This window comes from Tenacibaculum sp. MAR_2009_124 (genome assembly GCF_900105455.1).
Classification (GTDB): domain Bacteria; phylum Bacteroidota; class Bacteroidia; order Flavobacteriales; family Flavobacteriaceae; genus Polaribacter.
The window spans coordinates 117,638-136,869 of the sequence record NZ_FNSF01000008.1 but is presented as its reverse complement, the minus strand read 5'-3'; the positions used below and the strand labels follow the sequence as shown (position 1 = coordinate 136,869).

The following is a 19,232-nucleotide window of genomic DNA, read 5'->3' as shown; positions in this document are numbered from 1 at the left end:
TTAAGTTAGTATTACCATTTACCTACTGAAGCGTTAAAAATATCTTGAGTAATTCGTTCTATGATTTCATCAAAAGCAGCGTCTAATTGAGAACCCGTAAGCTGAGCTGCCGCATCGAAATCAAAATAAAAAGAAAATTGTTTTTCAAAATTTTTCTTTTCATCCAAACTGTTATTATATCTAGTGTTAACAACAATAGTTAATCTATTTTGTGCCGCTGTTTGATTAGCCTGTGCACTCATAGGTGTAATTCTGTAATCAACAATTTCTCCATCAAAATGTAAATCTCCATTAGCCGAAACTAACGTTAAATTTGTTTGTCGAGTAAAAAGATCCTGAAGATCTTGAGTAAAACGTTGTCCTAGAGCTGGTTCAATTATTGGAGCTTGATTAGGAAAGAAATCTATTTGAATTGTTTTAGCATTTCCAACATCTCCACCCGTAAAAGAATACACTCCACAAGAAACAAGAGTAATTGTTATGAAACTAAAGAAGAGTATTTGAAGTGCTTTTTTCATGATGATATTTTTGTAAAAATAACTAAAAGTTTTAGAGGTCGTATTGTTTAATCTTACGATATAGTGTTCTTTCTGAAATTCCCAATTCTTTTGCTGCTAGTTTTCTCTTACCACTATTCTTTTCAAGAGATTTTTTTATCATTTCTATTTCTTTCTCTTGCAATGATAAGTTTTCGTCTTCTTCTATTGTCTCAATAAAATCATAATTATTTTGATTTGTTTGTTGAGGAATTTGAACGACTTCTACTTCTGGAATGACTTCAGTTTCTTGTTCTTGGTAGATTTTTTGAATTAATCTATGATTTTCTTCTTTTACTTCTTGAGAAGTACCATCTTTTAATAGATCTAAGGTGAGTTTTTTAAGATCATTAATATCATTTCGCATATCAAACAAGATTTTGTACATAATATCTCGTTCATTAGCAAAATCACTATTAGAATTATTATTCCCAACCACAGCAGGTAAATTACCTTGCATGTCGGGTAGGTATTGTGTTAATTTCTGAGAAGAAATATTTCTATTTTCTTCAACCACAGAAATTTGTTCAGCGATGTTTCTCAATTGCCTAATATTTCCAGGAAAATTATAATTTGTTAAAACTTTAACAGCGTTGTCTTCCAATCGGATAGTAGGCATTCTGTATTTTTGGGCAAAATCAGCTGCAAATTTTCTGAAAAGTAGATGAATGTCCTCACCCCTTTGTCTGAGAGGAGGTAAAGGTATTTCAATAGTACTCAATCTGTAATATAGATCTTCACGAAACTTACCTTTCGAAATGGCATCATGCATATTTACGTTTGTCGCAGCAACAATTCGTACATTCGTTTTTTGAACTTGAGATGAACCCACTTTAATAAATTCACCATTTTCTAAAACACGCAATAAACGCACTTGAGTGGTAAGAGGAAGTTCTCCAACTTCGTCTAAAAATATGGTTCCACCGTCAGCAACCTCAAAATATCCTTTACGAGTTTGGGTAGCCCCTGTAAAGGCCCCTTTTTCATGCCCGAAAAGTTCACTGTCAATAGTACCTTCTGGAATTGCACCACAATTTACAGCTATGTATTTAGCATGTTTTCTATGAGAAAGCTGATGGATAATTTTAGGAACACTTTCTTTTCCAACACCACTTTCACCGACAACCAAAACGGATATATCAGTAGGCGCAACTCGCAGAGCTTTTTCTATAGCTCTGTTTAATTGAATGTCATTACCAATAATACCGAAACGTTGTTTTGTAGCTTGTAAATTTTCCAATATTTTTTAGTCTTTAGGTTGTTTTTAGTCGTATTTAGTTTTTCAGTGTTTTAGTTTTTTTTCGGTTTGTTGTGTTAATAACTGTATTCTAAAGAATGAGATTTATTTCCTGTGGAAGTGTCAAAGGCTTCTCCACTTATTGGGTATCCATTTGAATTATAAATATATTCGAAGTTAAGCTCAGGGCTTTTTATAACAGTGTTATTACCAAAGTTTACAATTAATGAAATAATGTCTTCTTGTAAAAACTTGAAGTCACCATAAACTGCAAAATAAGGAATGTAGCTAGTTGCATAATGGTTTTTCAAAGGATTGTTTTTATCACTGTATTGTAAATTTATGTTTTTTTCAACAGCTCCGAACCCGTAGTCAATATTAGCAAATATAAACGTACAGTTATCATTGTTATCATATGTAAACTTCACCAAAGCTTCAATTTCGTTATTATTCAAGTTGATCTTTGTTAACTCTTTAACAAGCCCTTTCTCATTTAATAAGAATGTAATTTTATAAGTGTCATTAGAGTTTTCGTCAGGTATTATTGATGAAATTGAGTTATTAGAGTAGGTGAAGTTTCTTGTATACTCAAATGAATCTTTTTTGTAAACTAAAGAAGTTAGTTTTCCATTTGAGTCATAATTGAAATTATAAGATTGTAAAATGTCTCCAAGACCATTGAGGTATTCGAATTTTGACATTAAATTATTTTGATATTCAAAATTATAAAAAACAAAATCGTTAAAACCAGGTCCAGTTCTCACACTTTCAATAGCTTGTGAATCATTAAAGTAATGAATAAAGCCTTGATCTCCTTGGTATAATAATTTGTAGTTTTTTAAAGAAGTTCCTTCATCCGCTATTTCATTGCTCTCATTATTAGAGCAAGAAACTAGCAGAATAGCAATAATTATAAAGTATAACTTTTTCATAATGTATAGATGTATATTAAAATATTAGTTATTATCAGAATACTCAATAGCAGTTCCTTTTAAAGTTGTTGATGTACAGTCTTGAATTTTTACATTAACAAAGTCTCCCATTTTATAGTGTTCTTTAGGGAAAACTACCACCGTATTTTGAGTATTACGTCCTTTCCATTCGTTAGGGTTCTTTTTTGAAGTTCCTTCAATAAGTACCTCCTGAATTTTTCCAATTTGTTCTTGAGTTCTCAATAAACTGTGTTCTTGTTGTATATCTATAATTTCCTGTAAGCGACGTTTTTTTATGTCTAAAGGAATATCGTCCTCCATTTTTTTAGCAGCCAACGTTCCAGGTCTTTCTGAATAAGCAAACATAAAGCCGAAGCTATATTTTACTTGCTTCATTAAATCCAGTGTATCCTTATGATCTTCTTCAGTTTCTCCACAGAACCCTGCAATCATATCCTGACTTAAATTCATTTCAGGAATTATTTCATAAATATTTTTAACCAAGTCTAAATACTCCTCACGTGTATGTTGACGATTCATAGCTTTCAACATAGCATTACTTCCACTTTGAATAGGAAGATGAATATATTTACAAATGTTTTTATGCTTTGCCATAACATGAATTACATCAAGAGTCATGTCTTGAGGATTCGACGTTGAGAAGCGAAAACGCATTTTAGGAAATTCATTTGCACACATGTCTAACAATTGTGCGAAATCAACTGCAGTGGCTTTAGCCATTTCTGAAGCCTTGGCAAAATCCTTTTTCAAGCCACCTCCATACCATAAAAATGAATCGACATTTTGACCAAGTAGGGTAATTTCTTTGAAGTTTTTTTCTTGCATCGAGCGAATTTCGCTTATGATACTTTGAGGATCACGACTACGCTCACGACCACGTGTAAAAGGAACAACACAAAAGGTACACATATTATCACAACCGCGAGTAATTGAAACAAATGCCGAAACGCCGTTAGAGTTCAATCTTACAGGAGATACATCTGCATACGTTTCTTCTTTAGATAATAAAACGTTAATTGCATCTCTTCCAGCTTCTACTTCCTCAACCAAATTTGGCAGATCTCTATAGGCGTCTGGACCAACTACCAAGTCAACAATTTTTTCCTCTTCGAGAAATTTAGTTTTTAACCTTTCTGCCATACATCCCAAAACACCAACTTTCATTTTTGGATTGTGCTTTTTCCAGTAGTTGTATTTTTGCAATCTATTTCTAACAGTTTGTTCTGCCTTTTCACGAATAGAGCAAGTGTTCATCAGTACAAGGTCTGCTTCTTCTATATTACCAGTAGTATTAAAGCCTTGTTCTGCAAGAATAGATGCCACAATCTCGCTATCATTCATATTCATTTGACATCCATAACTCTCAATAAAAAGCTTTTTGCTATTACCTTTTTTTTGATCAGTTAATAGAGGCTTTCCTTGTTTTTTTTCATCAATTACTTTCTCAGCGTGTTCCATAAAATCTAAATCGTAGTAAAAAATAGACAGCAAAGATACAACCAAAATAGATATAATATGACAAGATGACAGAAATTAATTGAAGGTGAATTTGATTTCAAAAGTAAATTTCATCAATAAAAGGACAAATAAAAAAAAAGTGGCTACTTTTGCAAACTGAAAAGAGCCACTTTTTATTTAGTGTGCCTATTTTAAGAGTTAGAAAAATGGCAAAGAATTTAGTTATAGTAGAGTCACCAGCAAAAGCGAAAACTATTGAAAAATTTTTAGGTAAAGATTTTCGGGTAGAGTCTAGTTTTGGGCATATTGCGGATCTTCCATCAAAAGAGTTAGGTATTGATGTTGAAGGAGATTTTAAACCCAATTATGTTGTTTCGACAGATAAGAAAGCTGTAGTGAAAAAACTAAAAGATCTAGCTAAAAAAGCAGAGACTGTGTGGTTAGCTTCCGATGAGGATCGGGAGGGAGAGGCAATTGCTTGGCACTTGTTTGAACAATTAAAATTGAAAGATGATTGTACGAAAAGAATTGTTTTTCATGAGATTACTAAAAATGCTATACTAAGAGCTGTTGATAATCCAAGAACTATTAATTATAATCTTGTAAATGCACAGCAAGCAAGAAGAATCTTAGATAGGCTCGTTGGTTATGAGTTATCACCTGTACTTTGGAGAAAAGTAAAAGGAGGGCTTTCAGCTGGTAGAGTTCAGTCAGTAGCTGTTAGGTTAATAGTTGAGAGAGAAAGAGAAATAGAGGCCTTCAATGCTCAGGCTTCTTATCGTGTTGACGCAGAGTTTATAAGTCAAGAAGGGAAGAAGTTTAAAGCAAAATTAGGAAAAAATTTTCCTTCTAAGGAAGAGGCGGAAGCATTTTTAAAATCGTGTTTGAACGCTGTATTTAATGTAGCTGATTTGCAGAAAAAACCTGCTAAAAAATCTCCAGCAGCTCCGTTTACAACATCAACATTACAGCAGGAGGCATCGAGAAAACTTGGTTTTCCCGTGGCAAAAACAATGATGATGGCGCAAAGGTTATATGAAGCTGGATTAATAACATATATGAGAACAGATAGTGTAAATCTATCTAATGATGCTAAAAAAGCTGCCCAGAGCGAGATAACTAGTTATTACGGAGCTGAATTTAGTAAGCCAAGAAACTATTCAACCAAATCAAAAGGAGCACAGGAAGCTCACGAAGCGATTCGCCCAACAGATATGTCACGCCATGAGGTTTCTGTAGATTATGATCAAGATAGATTGTATAGTTTAATTTGGAAGAGAACATTAGCTTCTCAAATGAGTGATGCTCAATTGGAAAGAACTTCAGTTAAAATTGATAATAATAAAAACGATAAAACCTTTTTAGCAAATGGAGAGGTGATTAAGTTTGAAGGTTTCCTAAAGGTATATTTAGAAGGAAATGACAATGAAGACGAAGAGCAGGAAGGAATGTTGCCTAAAATGGTAATTGGTGAAGGTCTTACCAATCAAGTTATTTTGGCAACGGAAAGATATACGAGACCTCCAGCTAGATATACTGAAGCGGCACTTGTTAAAAGATTAGAAGAACTTGGTATTGGGCGTCCTTCTACCTATGCACCAACAATTTCTACAATCCAAAGAAGACAATATATAGAAAAAGGAACGGTAGAAGGTAAAGAAAGAAAATATGCTCAATTAGTATTAAGTGATGATAGTATATCAGAAAAAGAATTGAGTGAAAAAGTTGGTTCAGATAAAGGGAAATTAGTTCCTACAGATATAGGTAATATTGTAAATGATTTCCTAGTTGAAAATTTCGAATCGGTATTAGATTATGGCTTTACTGCGAAGGTGGAGGATGAGTTTGATGAGATAGCGTCAGGTAAAGAAGATTGGACGGCTATGATCAAAGATTTTTATAAAAGCTTTCATTTACATGTAGAAGATGTTGCCGCGAATGCTGATAGAGCAAGTGGTCAACGTTTGTTAGGGATTGATCCCGATAGTGGTAAAAATGTATATGTACGTTTAGGACGATTTGGTGCGATGGTGCAGATAGGCGAAGCAACAGATGAAGAAAAACCTAAGTTTGCAAGTTTACAAGGAGATCAAACTATGAGCTCTATTACTTATGAAGAAGCAATGGATTTGTTTAAACTTCCTAAAACTTTAGGTGATTATGAAGAGAAGGAAGTAGTTGTAGCAAATGGGCGTTTCGGACCATATATAAAGTTTGATGGGAAGTACGTTTCTCTTGAGAAAGGAGAGAATCCAATGTCTGTTGATTTAGATAGAGCCGTTGAGTTAATTGAAGAAAAGAGAAAGGCTGACGCACCAATTGGAACCTATGAAGGGATGCCAATACAAAAAGGAGTTGGTCGTTTTGGTCCTTTCATAAAATGGAATTCAATTTTTATCAACGTAAATAAGAAATATGACTTTGATAACTTATCTCAAACGGATTTAGAAGAATTAATTGAAGATAAGAAACGTAAGGAAAGAGAAAAACTGATTCACAATTTTGAAGAAGTTGGTATTAGAGTAGAAAAAGCCAGATGGGGACGTTTTAACGTTATCAAAGGAAAAATAAAAGTGGAACTTCCGAAAACAACGGAGATAGAGAAACTTACTCAGAAAGAAGCTGTTAAAATGATTGAGGCCAAAACTCCTAAAAAGAAAACAACCAAAAAAAAGAAATAAACAATTCTAGGTTGAAATAGTTTTTTTAGTATATTGCGATACTTTTAATCCCCTTAAATAAATGAATGTCGAATTCTTTTCACCATTAGAAAATTCGGTAGTTACCAATATTATGTCATGCCCAGCTATGGTGCTTGGTAAATTGGTGCAATTGCATACTGAAGAAGGCTTTCCAGAATTATCTGGAGTGAAAATTGCCGTCATAGGAGTTGCTGAGAGCAGGGGAGCTGAGCAATTTAATACTTATGAAGGTTTGTATAGTGTTCGTAAAGAATTGTATCAATTGTTTTCAGGAGGTTGGCATGTTTCAATTGCTGATTTAGGAAATATAGAACAGGGTAGCACAATACAAGATACTTACTTTGCAGTTTCTAAGACTGTGTCATTTTTAATCAAACAGGGAATTATTCCTATAATTATTGGAGGTACTCAAGACTTAACATATGCCAATTATAGAGGATATGATGAACTTGAGCAAACTGTAAACTTAGTTTCAGTTGATAGTCGATTTGATATTGGAACTTCGGAAGAAGATTTAATGTCAAGATCTTTCCTTAGTAAAATAATAATGGAAGAGCCCAATAACTTGTTTAATTATAGTAATATTGGATATCAAACATTTTTTAATTCTCAAGAAGAAATTCAACTAGTTGATAAGTTGTATTTTGATGCTTACAGGTTGGGTGAAGTTAAGGATATTACCTTGGTTGAGCCAATTTTGAGAGATGCAGATATTGTTAGTTTTGATATCGGATGCGTTCGACAAAGCGATGCTCCAGGTAACACGAATGCTTCACCAAATGGATTTTATGGCGAAGATGCTTGTGCTATAGCGAGGTATGCTGGAATAAGTGATAAGGTAACTTCTTTTGGAGTTTATGAATATAATGGAGCTATAGATGTTAATAATCAAACAGCAAAATTAATAGCCCAAATCATTTGGTATTTTATAGAAGGAGTAAATAAAAGAGCAAACGATTATCCTTTTGCTTCAAAGGAAAGTTATGAAAAATATACAGTGATTTTAGATGACGATGATCCACTAAATTTTTACAAAAGTGATAGAAGTGGTCGTTGGTGGATGGAAATAAATTTAATATCGAATAATAAACATAAAAGACATGCGTTAATACCATGTAGCTATCGAGATTATGAAGAAGCTCTCAAGTTAAAGATTCCCAAAAGATGGTTTAAAGCATTGCAAAAGCTTGCGTAAAAGGAAGTTAAGTTAGTTAGGGGCATTTTTTGTAACTCGAAATTGTTTTTTAATAAAAAAAATAATAGGTTTACGCCTCTTTTTATAAGAAAAGAATAAAGTATGAAGAAATTAGCAGTATGTGCATTATTAGTGTCTATCGTATACGCCTGTGGTTCTAGCGGCGATAGAGGAGAGTTGGTTGGTGTGAAATCGAAAAGAAAATGGTTTGCTGAAAAACCATTTGGAATGGCGAAAATACCAGGAGGTTCTTTTACTATGGGTAAGCAAGATGAAGATCCCTTAGGAACTATGAATGCTCCAACAAAAACTGTAACAGTTCAGCCTTTTTATATGGATGAGTCTGAAATTACAAATAGTGAATATAAACAGTTCGTTTTTTGGGTAAGAGATTCTATTACTCGAACTAAATTAGCGATGCAAGCAGAGTTTGCCTCTTCAGGTGAAGGTGATGAGAAGCCAGAAGGTATTCAGTTATATGCTTTTGCTTCAAAGGATACTGTAAATGAAACTCCGTATGAAAAATATATGCGTGAGAATTACTATGAACTAGGAGAAGGTTTAGATTCATTAAAACCTCTAAACTGGAATGAGGAAATTATGTGGGAAAACCAAGAGTTTCCTGATGCTGATTACGTTGAGGTAATGGATTCTTTATACATTAAGAAAGATGAAGCCTTGGATGGAATTAGAACATTTAATACAAAATTATTAAATTACCGCTATTATTGGTTCGATAATGAAAATGCTGCGAGATTTGGAAAAGATAGAAAAGAATTCATGAAAGATGAGGTAATTAATATTTATCCTGATACCACAGTTTGGATTAAAGACTTTAATTATTCATACAATGATCCAATGCACCAAGAATATTTTGCGCACAAAGCTTATGAAAACTATCCAGTAGTTGGTGTGAGTTGGCGTCAAGCAAAAGCGTTTTGTCATTGGAGAACCAAATGGAAAAATGGATATCAACGTTCAAAGAAAAAATTAGGATTAGTCCCAGCATATAGATTACCAACAGAAGCTGAGTGGGAATACGCAGCTCGTGGTGGATTGAACTATGCTAAGTACCCATGGGGAGGTCCAAGTACTACAAGTGATAGAGGTTGTTTCTTAGCAAACTTTAAACCAGTAAGAGGAGATTATGCTGCGGATGGTGCCTTATACACAGTTGAAGCGAACTCTTATAATGCTAATGAATATGGATTATATAACATGGCAGGTAATGTAGCTGAGTGGACAAATACAGCGTACAACCAAATGTCATATTACATGGGATCAACAATGAACCCTAATGTAGAAAATAGAGAAAATAGAAGAAAAATTATTCGTGGAGGATCATGGAAAGATGTAGCTTATTTCTTGGAAGTAAGTTCGAGAGATTGGGAGTATGCAGATACCGCTAGGAGTTATATTGGATTTAGAACTGTTCAGGATTATTTAGGAACAAATAAGAGCCAATAAAAAGAAGTACCCAAATTAAACTTAAATATTAATTAAATTCCCTTAAAAATTAAAAATTATGGCACAATCAAGATCAGCTAAAAAAGTATTTAACATGGCCTACGGGCTTGGAGCCTCTGTAGTAATCTTAGGAGCTTTATTCAAAATTATGCACTTTAAAATTGGTCCATTAACAGGTGGCGTTATGCTAACGGCTGGATTAGTGGTAGAAGCAATTATTTTTGCTATATCGGCTTTCGAACCAATTGAAGAAGAACTAGACTGGACAAAGGTTTATCCTGAATTAGGTGGAGGATCTTCTTTAGGAGGTAAGGACAAGGAGGCATCTCCTGATGAAGCTCAAAGTATGTTGTCGCAAAAGTTGGATAACATTTTAAAAGAAGCTCAATTAGATTCTGAATTAATTTCAAGCTTAGGAAGTAGTATTAAAAATTTCCAAGGAGCTGCTGAAGGATTAACAGCAACATCAGAAACTGTTTCTTCAACGAACCAATACAACGAACAAATGGCAATGGCTGCTGCAAAAATGGAGTCATTAAATAGCTTATACTCTACTCAGGTGGACAATGCTTCAAGACAGGCTGAAATTAATTCAGCAATGGTAGAGAATACACAACGTTTACAAGAGCAAATGGATTCATTAGCTACAAACTTATCGTCTTTAAACGGAGTTTATGGTGGAATGTTATCTGCAATGTCTAATAAATAATTAGATTTTTTATCTAATTATTAACTTAAAAAGTTTTATAAATTATGGCAGGAGGAAAACAATCACCTAGGCAAAGGATGGTAAACTTAATGTATCTTGTTTTTATTGCAATGTTGGCAATGAATATGAGTAAGGAAGTTTTATCAGCTTTTGGATTAATGAACGAAAAGTTGTCTGAATCGAATACTAGGACAACTAAATCAAACCAAGCTTCTTATGAAGCGTTAGCGTTAAAAGCTTCAGAGCAGGCTAAACAATATGGAAAAGCCAAAGAGGACACGGATAAATTACGTGTTATGGCTGATGAGTTGTTTAATTATATCGAAGACCTTAAAGGTAAAATGACTGCTGATTTAAAAGATAAGAAGGCTTATGAAGCAATGGATAAGTCAGGTTATTTAGATCAGTACTTTTTTGCAAATGGCAAGATATCAAAGAACGGTACTGAATTTGTAAAAAAGATACAAACCTTTAGAGATAAAGCTCTTGAAGTTTTAGGAGAAAATGATTTAGCAAAAGTTATTAAAGCACGTTTTAGTACTAATGATGTTAAGGATAAAGAAGGAATTAAAAAATCTTGGTTAAGTTATAACTACGAAGGATTTCCTTTAATTGCATCTCTAACTAAAATGACACAGATTCAATCTGATATAAAAACAACAGAATCTGATGCATTGGCTACATTATTACAAGGAGAGCTATCGAAAGCAGTATCGATGACGAATTACGATGCGATGGTAGTTTTTGAAAAGAATGCTTATTATCCTGGAGAAAAATTATCTGGTAAAATTGTACTTGGTAAAAATGATCCTAATTTAACTGCAGAGAGAGTAGTTCTTAACGGAAAAGAAATCGCGGAAAGTAAAATAAAGGCAGGTCAGGTTATTTTAGATGGTCCAGCTGGTGGTGTTGGTGATAAGGATTTAAAAGGTAGTTTCTTTTTCAAAGAAGGTGACTCTTTAGTTGAAATCCCTATTAAAGGAGGTTACTCTGTAATTCCAAAGCCAAACGATGCGGTTATATCTGCTGATAAAATGAACGTGGTGTATCGTGGTTTAACAAACCCGTTAACAATTTCTATTCCTGGAATATCAGGAAATAAGGTAACGGCAAGCGCACCAGGTCTTAGTAGAGTTAAAGGTAATAGCTATGCGATGAGACCGAAAGCTGGTAATGAAGTTTCGATTAGAGTTAGCGGTAAATTACCAAGTGGAACACCTGTGAGCTCATCAAAGAAGTTCAGAATAAAGGATATTCCATCAGCAAATGGTATGGTGAGAAATCAGTTTGGTACTGTAAGAATGCCGAAGTCAAGTGTTGCTAAAATAGTTGTAGGTGCTGGGTTACCAGATTTCTTATTTGATTTGAAATTAAACGTATCTAGTTTTAAAATTAAAATACCGGGTCAAATTACAATACCTGTAACAGGAACACGTTTAAATGCTAGAGCTAAGAAAGCACTAGCTAAGGCAAGAAGAAATGATTTAATATCTATATTCGATATTAAAGCATCGGTTTCAGGGTCTAACTATAAACTTAAGAAGGTTTTACCCGTAAATATTGAGATTACAAATTAATAAGAAAAATAGATGAGTATGAATTGGAAGCGTTTTTATTTGGTTGCATTAACACTTGTATCAACAAGTTACGCAAGTGCCCAAGCAAACCTTTTAAATGCTAAAAAGGTAAGCGAAATTGGATTTAAATCGGAGGCTCAAATAGCTTCTGAAGATGAAAAACCATTACCATACGGAAATATAAGTGATAGAGATGTATTATGGTCGAAGGTAGTGTGGGAATACATTGATTTAAATCAAAAAATTAATTTACCTTATTACTATCCAATTGATACCGTTAGTGCTGGTAACAATAGACGTTCATTATATGATTCTTTATTGAAAGGAATTAGAGATGGTGAAATTAAAGAGGTGTATGACGACTCATATTTCACTTCGAAAATTGGAATTGATGAAATCAAGGAAAAGACCTTAGATTTAAGAGATGATGGATATGGAAACATAGATCCTTACGAAATCAAGTCTGAGCAGGTAAAAGGCTATATGCTTAAGGGTATCTGGTATTTCGATAAGAGACAAGGTGAGTTAAAGTATCGTTTACTTGGTATTGCTCCAATGGGACCTGATGTTCAGGTTTTAGGAAGAGAGGAAATCGACGATGGTGATAATATCTATGCATTATTTTGGGCATTCTATCCAGATACGAGAGAAACATTACATAAGTCTAAAGTTTTCAATGCAATGAACTCGGCGAGGCCAATCTCTTATGATAACCTATTAAACGCGCGTAGATTTAATGCTGTTATTCAGAAAGAAGAGAATCTTTATGGTGACAGATCAATTAAAGATTACGTAAGAGGTAATTCATTATTCCAACTATTAGAAGCTAATAGAATTAAAGAAGGAATCAGAGATAGAGAAATGGACATGTGGAATTACTAGAAAGTTCACATTTAATAATTTCAAAAAAAGAGTGTTTGTACTATGCAAACACTCTTTTTTACTTTTTGTATATTTGAAAAGCTTCTAAAAAATGTTATGATAGAAATAGTAAATCAAGTGTTTGAAATAGAACAGAAATCCGAACGTGAAAATTTCAACAATTTTAAAAGAAATATTAGACGTATATACCATGAACTTGACGAGTTAGGATACTACTTGAAAAATCCATTGGGAGAACCATATACCGAAGAAAGAACTGATGTAAATGCGTCTTTAGAAAATGATATCCATAGTGAGATGCAAATTACTAAAGTATTAAAACCGATTATATATAAAAGAGAAGATGACGGTGTGTTTATTGTTCAAAAAGGTGTTGTAATTGTAACTTAATCATTAAAAATGAATACAGTTAATTTTGGTATAGATTTAGGGACTACTAATAGTATGATAGCTTCCTATATTGATGGTAGTCTGGAAGTATATAAAAACCCGTTAGGACTTAAATCTACGTTGGCATCTGCGGTGGCTTATAGAAAGAATAAAATATTTGTAGGAGATAAAGCAAGAGATTTATATGAACGTGACCCATTAAATGTTTTCACTTGTTTTAAGAGGAAAATGGGTACATCAGATAGATATTGGGTTCCTAATGTTGAAAAAGAATTAGGACCTATAGAACTATCATCTGAAGTATTAAAGGAGCTCCAAAACTTTGTACATACTGGTACTACCATAAATGAAGTTGTTATTACCATTCCTTCTTCTTTCGATACAATTCAATCAAATGCTACCAAATTAGCGGGCCAACAGGCAGGATTTCAGCAGGTATATTTATTACAAGAACCAATTGCAGCTAGCTTATCTTTTGCGAATAAAAGCAATTTGGATATTGAAGAAGAAAAGTATTGGCTAGTGTATGATTTTGGTGGAGGAACTTTTGACGTGGCTTTGCTCAAAATAGATAACAGAGAGATTAATGTTGTAGATAACTCAGGAGATAACTATTTGGGAGGTTTGGATATTGATAATCTTATAGTAGAACACCTTATAATTCCAGTAATACAAAAAAAGTTTGCTATTGAAAATTTATGGGAAGAATGCCGCAAAAAAGATAGTAAATATAAAAGATTGTATTATGAACTTTTATTTAAGGCAGAAGAAGCTAAGAAAGAATTGAGTGTTTTTGAGACGGTAGAAATAGAAGTAGAGATAGAAGAAGAAGATTTTTATGAAACCATTGAAATAAGCAGAATTCAATTTAATGACCTAATTAACCCATTAGTTCAACGAACTATTGAGTTTATCTTAGACTTGCTAACCAGAAATAATATTAATCCAGAGCAGGTAGAAAGAATGTTAATGGTAGGCGGTACAACTTTAATTCCGTATGTAAAAAAGAAGTTATTAGAAGAGGTTAAGATACCATTATCTTCAGAAGTTGACCCTACGGAGGCTGTAGGTAAGGGCGCGGCATATTTTGCAGGGTCAAAATTCAAAAAGTTTAATGAAGATATCTCACAAGGAAAGCCTAGCGATTATAAAGATGCTGATTTTACAATTCTTTACGAAAGAAACTCAAGAGATGATGAAGAGCTTATCCATATAAAAGCTGATGTGGAGTTCAGGGGAACTTATAGAATCATTAGAAAAGATGGAGGATTTGATTCAGGAAAGGTTCAATTTGCCAAAGAAGCTTATATTTATGTTGATTTGTTGGAAAATGAGTTGAATACATTTCAATTAGACATATATGACGAAGAGAATAAGGTCATTTATACTAATCAAACATTAGTAATAAATCATGGAAAGTACCAAGTAAAAGGACAGGTACTTCCAATTGATATTTGTCTGGAGATAGATGATATGGAGTATAATGAAACAAGATTAGAGCTTGTTTTTAAGAAAAATAGTATACTACCGCTTAGAAAAATGATCTATAAAACCATTTCTAAGACTATTTTAAAAGGTAGTGAAGATAGTTTAAGAATTAATATTGTTGAGGGGAATAATGCAGGATTACCCAGTTCAGGGCTTACAATAGGATATATTGAAATTCCAGGAAAGCTATTGGAAAGTGATTTAATAAAAGGAACAGATATAGAGTTGGAGATCAAACTTTCAGAATCTAGAGATTTGGAAGTTGATGTGTTTTTAAATTCGATAGAGCAAGATATTATAAATAAGTTCACACCATCAGAACGTTATCTAAGTAAAGATAAACTAGAAAGGGAACTTGATAAAGGAGTTCGTAAACTAGAAAGAGAATTAGAAGCTAATGGAGATGATTATGATTTTTTAGCAAAATTAAAGAAGATTAAAGACCAATTAATAGAATTGCAAATAGCTCTAAATTTAAGTCCGGACGAAGACGTTAGTGACACTAAATATTGTATAGATAATCAGAAGAGAGAGTTAATGAATGAGTATGATTTGTTAACTCGAAACAGAGTGTTAAATGAAGACATAACAGAGTATAGATTGGTAAAAAGCTATTTGGAAGCTAAATTAAATGAAGAAGTGAATGAACAGTTTATGTCTAGGTATGAAAACATTATAAAAGACGAAGTTGCTATACTGAATTCTGGAAATAAATACCTAATTAAGGCTAAAATTAAAGAGTTAAACTCCTTAGATAACACTATGTTTAATTCTGATGAAAAAAACTTCATAGATGTATATCTTCATTTTAAGATGAATGCTGATATTTTCATTGATAAAATAAAAGCAGAGCGCATGTTTTTGCATGGAGATAAGGCCCTAGAAGATAAAGACTATAGAGTGTTAAAATCAATTGTCTATCAATTAAACTCTTTATTACCGCAAGACAATGATACATCTAAAGATTTAGGAATAGATAATCAAACCGGAATTCAATAAACCAGTATCTAAATAAATAAAGAGGGTAAAGCCGTAAATACTTACTAATAACTCATGAGTTTTCTTTGTTATTAATAAGTATTTGTTTTTTTAGGTAACTTTACATGCTAATTTTAATGGTTTCATTCTCAGTGTAGAATCGAATGCCATTGAAGAAAGTGGAACCCATTATAAATGGTTTTTTTGAAAGTTTTCTGGTATTACTATTTAACTGTATAATGGTATCCCCTTTTTTGTTTTCCCATAATTTTTCCGCTATATAAAAAAATAAAGTGTCATTTTTAGGAGAAATCCTTATTCTAATTGCCTTATTAGGCTTCACATAAGCGGCAAAGTCTCTTTGCTCTCTTAAATTTCTATTAAATACAATTAGGGGCTTTTTATTATTATTTTTAATTATGACAGGAGATCCTTCAATAGCTTTATGTTTTCTATTCCTGAAAAATTTAGGATAGGGGTTAGCCCCATTCTTAAGTTTTATTTCTTTGGAGATTTTTGAGGGTAGTTTCGAATTTTTATAAAGTTTTCGAAAAAAGTCATGCTTAGTAGAATTAATAATACTTAGATCTTCCGGTATTCTTTCTTTGGTAAGAAGCTCGTTTTTCAAAGTATCAACCAATATATTTTTAAAAGCGACCCCTTTGTTATTAATTGTGACAAGTGTAGAATCATTAGAAGCAAAAAGAACAAACTTTTTAGATAATAATTGAATGTCTGTTAAATCCATTTTCTTGAAAGTATATTCACCTGAATTTTCATAAGAAAGCAAAGAGAATTCGAGACCTCTATAAAAAATATATTCGTTTTCTAAGGTATGGGAGCATTGTAAACTATCTTTAGAACGAATAAAGGCACCATGAAAAAAATTGCTTTTTTTGTCTAAGTAAAATAGGAAAGCATCTTTTTCACTAGAGTTCTTTATTGTTATTAGTGGCCTATCGACTTTAGAGTTTTTTTGCAGAAAATTGAAAGGATTACTACCCGTTTTTAAATTATAAGCGGTACTGTCATAATATACTTCATTAAGAATATAACTTCTTCCAAAAAACTTTTTTAAATAGATAGCCTGAAAGTTCTCTTGAATAGTATTTATATTAGAATTGTAACTATTATTATAAGTATTTGTTCTATTTGAAGTTGAACGAGTATTTGAATTAGAAGCCTTAGCAATGAACATAATAATTGCAACAACAAAGGCAATGGCAGAAATTAAATTTTTACCAGAAAAATAATCTAAGTAAGATTCTTCGTAAGAGGATTCCTCATAGCCTATTTCTGATATTTCCTTAACCTTTTCAGTAACATCAGGATTATCGAATTCTAATTTAAAAAGGTTTCTGTATGCATATTTTATTTTTAAATACTCAGCGTTATGTTGTCGAGTTCTTCTATAATATTTTAAGAGTGCGTTAACATAATCAATTTTTCCAGATTTAACTAGACCAATAGGTATTTGGTTTAATAAGTTTATGAATCCGTTGTAAGTAATTTGAGGGCATTTTTTATATAAAGCTCTTGGTTTCGCTTGTTCAATTACCTTAACCAAGATTGTTAATTGTTGCAGAACATAACTGTAAAGAGTATGAAGAAATTCTCGCGTAAAAATATAATCATTATCTAAAGCTTGATTAATAATGTCGTAATTTTTGTTTTGAAATGAAGATTTAAAAACTGGGATAAAATAATCTTCAAGATAGGGAGCTAAAAAATTAGCAAGTCCATCTGGAAGTTCATTTTGGTAGTTTTTAAAATTAAAACATTTAGGAGCAATACATTTACCAGTCTTTAAAAATTGCTTAAAATTAGGATGATTTTCAATAAAAAGAATACAAGCTCTTTTCTGAGGATCTTTTAATTGTTGAAGCAGTTGAAACTGTAAATCCCTGTTAAAGGAAGAGTTCTCATTTTGAATTTGAAGTAAGCGTAGGCGCTTTTCCAACCGAACAAGAATTTTATGGTCAATACTTTCAAGTTCATCTAAAGAAATTTCTAGTAAATCAATAGGAGATTGATACATGGCAATTTTGATACAATTATTTGTAGACCAAAGTATGAAAAATAGATTAAGTTTAAAGTACTGAATAAATTTATTTACGAGTAATGTTCGTACTTTTGGCATATGAATGTTGATTATATTATTGTTGGTCTTGGTTTAGCAGGAATTGCTTTCGCTGAAAAGCTAAGTGAAAATGGTAAAACGTTTGTGGTTTTTGAAAATAATTCGCAAACATCATCTTTGGTAGCTGGGGGTATGTATAATCCTATCATTTTAAAACGATTTACACCAGCTTGGAATGGGCATGATCAATTACAATATGCTATGCCTAAGTATGAAAAACTGGAGCAGAAGCTAAGAGTTAATTTTGATGTTAAATTGGAAACAAAGAAGGTTTTTAATTCAATTAAAGATCAGAATAATTGGTTTACCGCTATAGATAAACCTAATATGTCAGTTTATATGCGGTCTAAAATTGAAAATGGAGAAATTGACGGGGTATTTTGTAATCATGGATTTGGTACTTTAAAAGGAACAGGAAGGCTTAAAACGGAAGAGTTAATCAATGCTTATAAAGACTATTTGAGAAAGGAAGAAAGACTCATTGAAAAGGATTTTATTTATGATGATTTAAATATTAGTGCTACCATTAGTTATAACAATCTCATTGCTGGAAATGTTGTTTTCTGTGAAGGTTTTGGATTAAAAAAGAATCCATTTTTTAATTATTTACCTTTAAATGGAACAAAAGGAGAAACATTAACAATACATGCACCAGAGTTAAATATTGATTTTGTATTGAAGTCATCGGTTTTTGTAATGCCACTTGGTGATCATAATTATAAAGTTGGCGCAACTTTCAATTGGACGGATAAAACGTCCTTATCCACGGAGGAAGGAAAAAAAGAGTTGGTAGAAAAGCTTAACAAAGTAATTTCGGTTCCATATAAAATTTTGAAACAATCAGCCGGAATTAGACCTACAGTTAAGGATAGACGTCCTTTAGTAGGGAAGCACCCGAAACACGATAACCTAGCCATTTTAAATGGACTAGGAACACGAGGAGTTATGATTGCACCAACAATAGCAAATAGTCTATTTAACTATTTGGAAAAGGGAATTCCGCTAGAAAAGGAAATATCTATAGCTAGATTTTCTTAAGCAGGTTCTTTTCTGAGTGAGTTTAGTTCCTTTTTCTTTTTATAAGAAACAAAAAGATTAATCCAAACAATTCGAGAAAGCCTTAGGCTTACAGGGGTCAGAACAAGAGAAACTAAAATAATGGCAATAAAACTTTCGAAGATAGACAGACCTATTAATATTTTTGCAATTATAAAAACCACCACAAACAGGGCAACTGCTATTGCATAATTTACATACATTGCTCCAAAATAAAATGATGGTTCCATCATATACTTTAAATCGCAATTAGGGCAATTATCATGTAGTTTTGTTACCTTTTTAGGGTTAAAGGAAATTTTATGTTTAAAAAAATCACCTTCATGACAGCGCGGACATTTATTTCTAAAAATACTATATAATTTGCTTCCTTTTCCGAACATATAATTAAGACTTTCAAGTTAAATAAACTGTTTCGTTTTCGTAAGTTTGTGCAAATTTCAATATTTGTAATCAAACTACAT

15 protein-coding genes are annotated in these 19,232 nt (G+C 32.4%); 9 read left to right on the top strand and 6 right to left on the bottom strand.

Going from position 1 to position 19,232, the window contains the following annotated elements; translation table 11 throughout:
• Positions 1 to 11: 11 nt before the first annotated feature.
• From BLW23_RS20475 to miaB, 4 genes are all read right to left on the bottom strand, one after another.
• Positions 12 to 518, bottom strand: coding sequence for an LptE family protein (locus BLW23_RS20475; RefSeq protein WP_093673423.1), 507 nt, complete (start codon positions 516 to 518; stop codon positions 12 to 14).
• A gap of 31 nt (positions 519 to 549) precedes the next feature.
• Complete coding sequence (locus BLW23_RS20470) at positions 550 to 1,776, bottom strand: sigma-54 interaction domain-containing protein (protein WP_093673421.1); 1,227 nt, start codon at positions 1,774 to 1,776, stop codon at positions 550 to 552.
• 74 nt (positions 1,777 to 1,850) lie between these two features.
• Positions 1,851 to 2,705 (bottom strand): DUF4595 domain-containing protein, encoded by an 855-nt coding sequence (locus BLW23_RS20465; protein ID WP_093673419.1) that lies wholly within the window; start codon positions 2,703 to 2,705, stop codon positions 1,851 to 1,853.
• Between the two features lie 24 nt (positions 2,706 to 2,729).
• Positions 2,730 to 4,184, bottom strand: a complete 1,455-nt coding sequence (gene miaB, locus BLW23_RS20460) for a tRNA (N6-isopentenyl adenosine(37)-C2)-methylthiotransferase MiaB (RefSeq protein ID WP_093673417.1) — start codon at positions 4,182 to 4,184, stop codon at positions 2,730 to 2,732.
• Between the two features lie 206 nt (positions 4,185 to 4,390).
• Here miaB and topA point away from each other — a divergent pair, with 206 nt between their 5' ends.
• From topA to BLW23_RS20420, 8 genes are all read left to right on the top strand, one after another.
• On the top strand, positions 4,391 to 6,865 hold the full coding sequence (topA, locus tag BLW23_RS20455) for a type I DNA topoisomerase (RefSeq protein WP_093674383.1): 2,475 nt from the start codon (positions 4,391 to 4,393) through the stop codon (positions 6,863 to 6,865).
• A 61-nt stretch (positions 6,866 to 6,926) separates the two neighbouring features.
• Positions 6,927 to 8,081: a formimidoylglutamase gene (locus BLW23_RS20450; RefSeq protein WP_093673415.1), complete on the top strand. Its 1,155-nt coding sequence runs from the start codon at positions 6,927 to 6,929 to the stop codon at positions 8,079 to 8,081.
• A gap of 102 nt (positions 8,082 to 8,183) precedes the next feature.
• Positions 8,184 to 9,548 carry a T9SS ring complex lipoprotein PorK/GldK gene (gene gldK / locus BLW23_RS20445; RefSeq protein WP_093673413.1) on the top strand — a complete coding sequence of 455 codons (1,365 nt, stop codon included), beginning with the start codon at positions 8,184 to 8,186 and terminating at the stop codon, positions 9,546 to 9,548.
• Positions 9,549 to 9,606: 58 nt separating this feature from the next.
• The gene (gldL, locus tag BLW23_RS20440; protein WP_093673411.1) at positions 9,607 to 10,257 is read left to right on the top strand and encodes a type IX secretion system motor protein PorL/GldL; all 651 of its coding nucleotides are present in this window, start codon (positions 9,607 to 9,609) and stop codon (positions 10,255 to 10,257) included.
• A gap of 44 nt (positions 10,258 to 10,301) precedes the next feature.
• Entirely contained in the window at positions 10,302 to 11,834 is a 1,533-nt protein-coding gene (gldM, locus tag BLW23_RS20435) for a type IX secretion system motor protein PorM/GldM (RefSeq protein ID WP_093673409.1), read from the top strand.
• An 18-nt stretch (positions 11,835 to 11,852) separates the two neighbouring features.
• Complete coding sequence (gene gldN, locus BLW23_RS20430) at positions 11,853 to 12,716, top strand: type IX secretion system ring subunit PorN/GldN (RefSeq protein WP_093674381.1); 864 nt, start codon at positions 11,853 to 11,855, stop codon at positions 12,714 to 12,716.
• A gap of 96 nt (positions 12,717 to 12,812) precedes the next feature.
• On the top strand, positions 12,813 to 13,106 hold the full coding sequence (locus BLW23_RS20425) for a hypothetical protein (protein ID WP_093673407.1): 294 nt from the start codon (positions 12,813 to 12,815) through the stop codon (positions 13,104 to 13,106).
• A gap of 9 nt (positions 13,107 to 13,115) precedes the next feature.
• Positions 13,116 to 15,593, top strand: coding sequence for an Hsp70 family protein (locus BLW23_RS20420; RefSeq protein WP_093673405.1), 2,478 nt, complete (start codon positions 13,116 to 13,118; stop codon positions 15,591 to 15,593).
• Between the two features lie 100 nt (positions 15,594 to 15,693).
• On the opposite strand, the gene BLW23_RS20415 is transcribed toward BLW23_RS20420, so the two are convergent.
• Entirely contained in the window at positions 15,694 to 17,712 is a 2,019-nt protein-coding gene (locus tag BLW23_RS20415) for a hypothetical protein (RefSeq protein ID WP_143032244.1), read from the bottom strand.
• On the opposite strand from BLW23_RS20415, the gene BLW23_RS20410 reads away from it, so the two are divergent.
• Positions 17,713 to 18,750: an NAD(P)/FAD-dependent oxidoreductase gene (locus BLW23_RS20410; protein ID WP_093673401.1), complete on the top strand. Its 1,038-nt coding sequence runs from the start codon at positions 17,713 to 17,715 to the stop codon at positions 18,748 to 18,750.
• Here BLW23_RS20410 and BLW23_RS20405 read toward each other — a convergent pair.
• A complete protein-coding gene (locus tag BLW23_RS20405; RefSeq protein WP_093673399.1) occupies positions 18,747 to 19,151 on the bottom strand; it encodes a DUF983 domain-containing protein in 405 nt (134 codons plus the stop codon). The two genes, BLW23_RS20410 and BLW23_RS20405, sit on opposite strands and share 4 nt — an antisense overlap.
• Between the last annotated feature and the right edge of the window lie 81 nt (positions 19,152 to 19,232).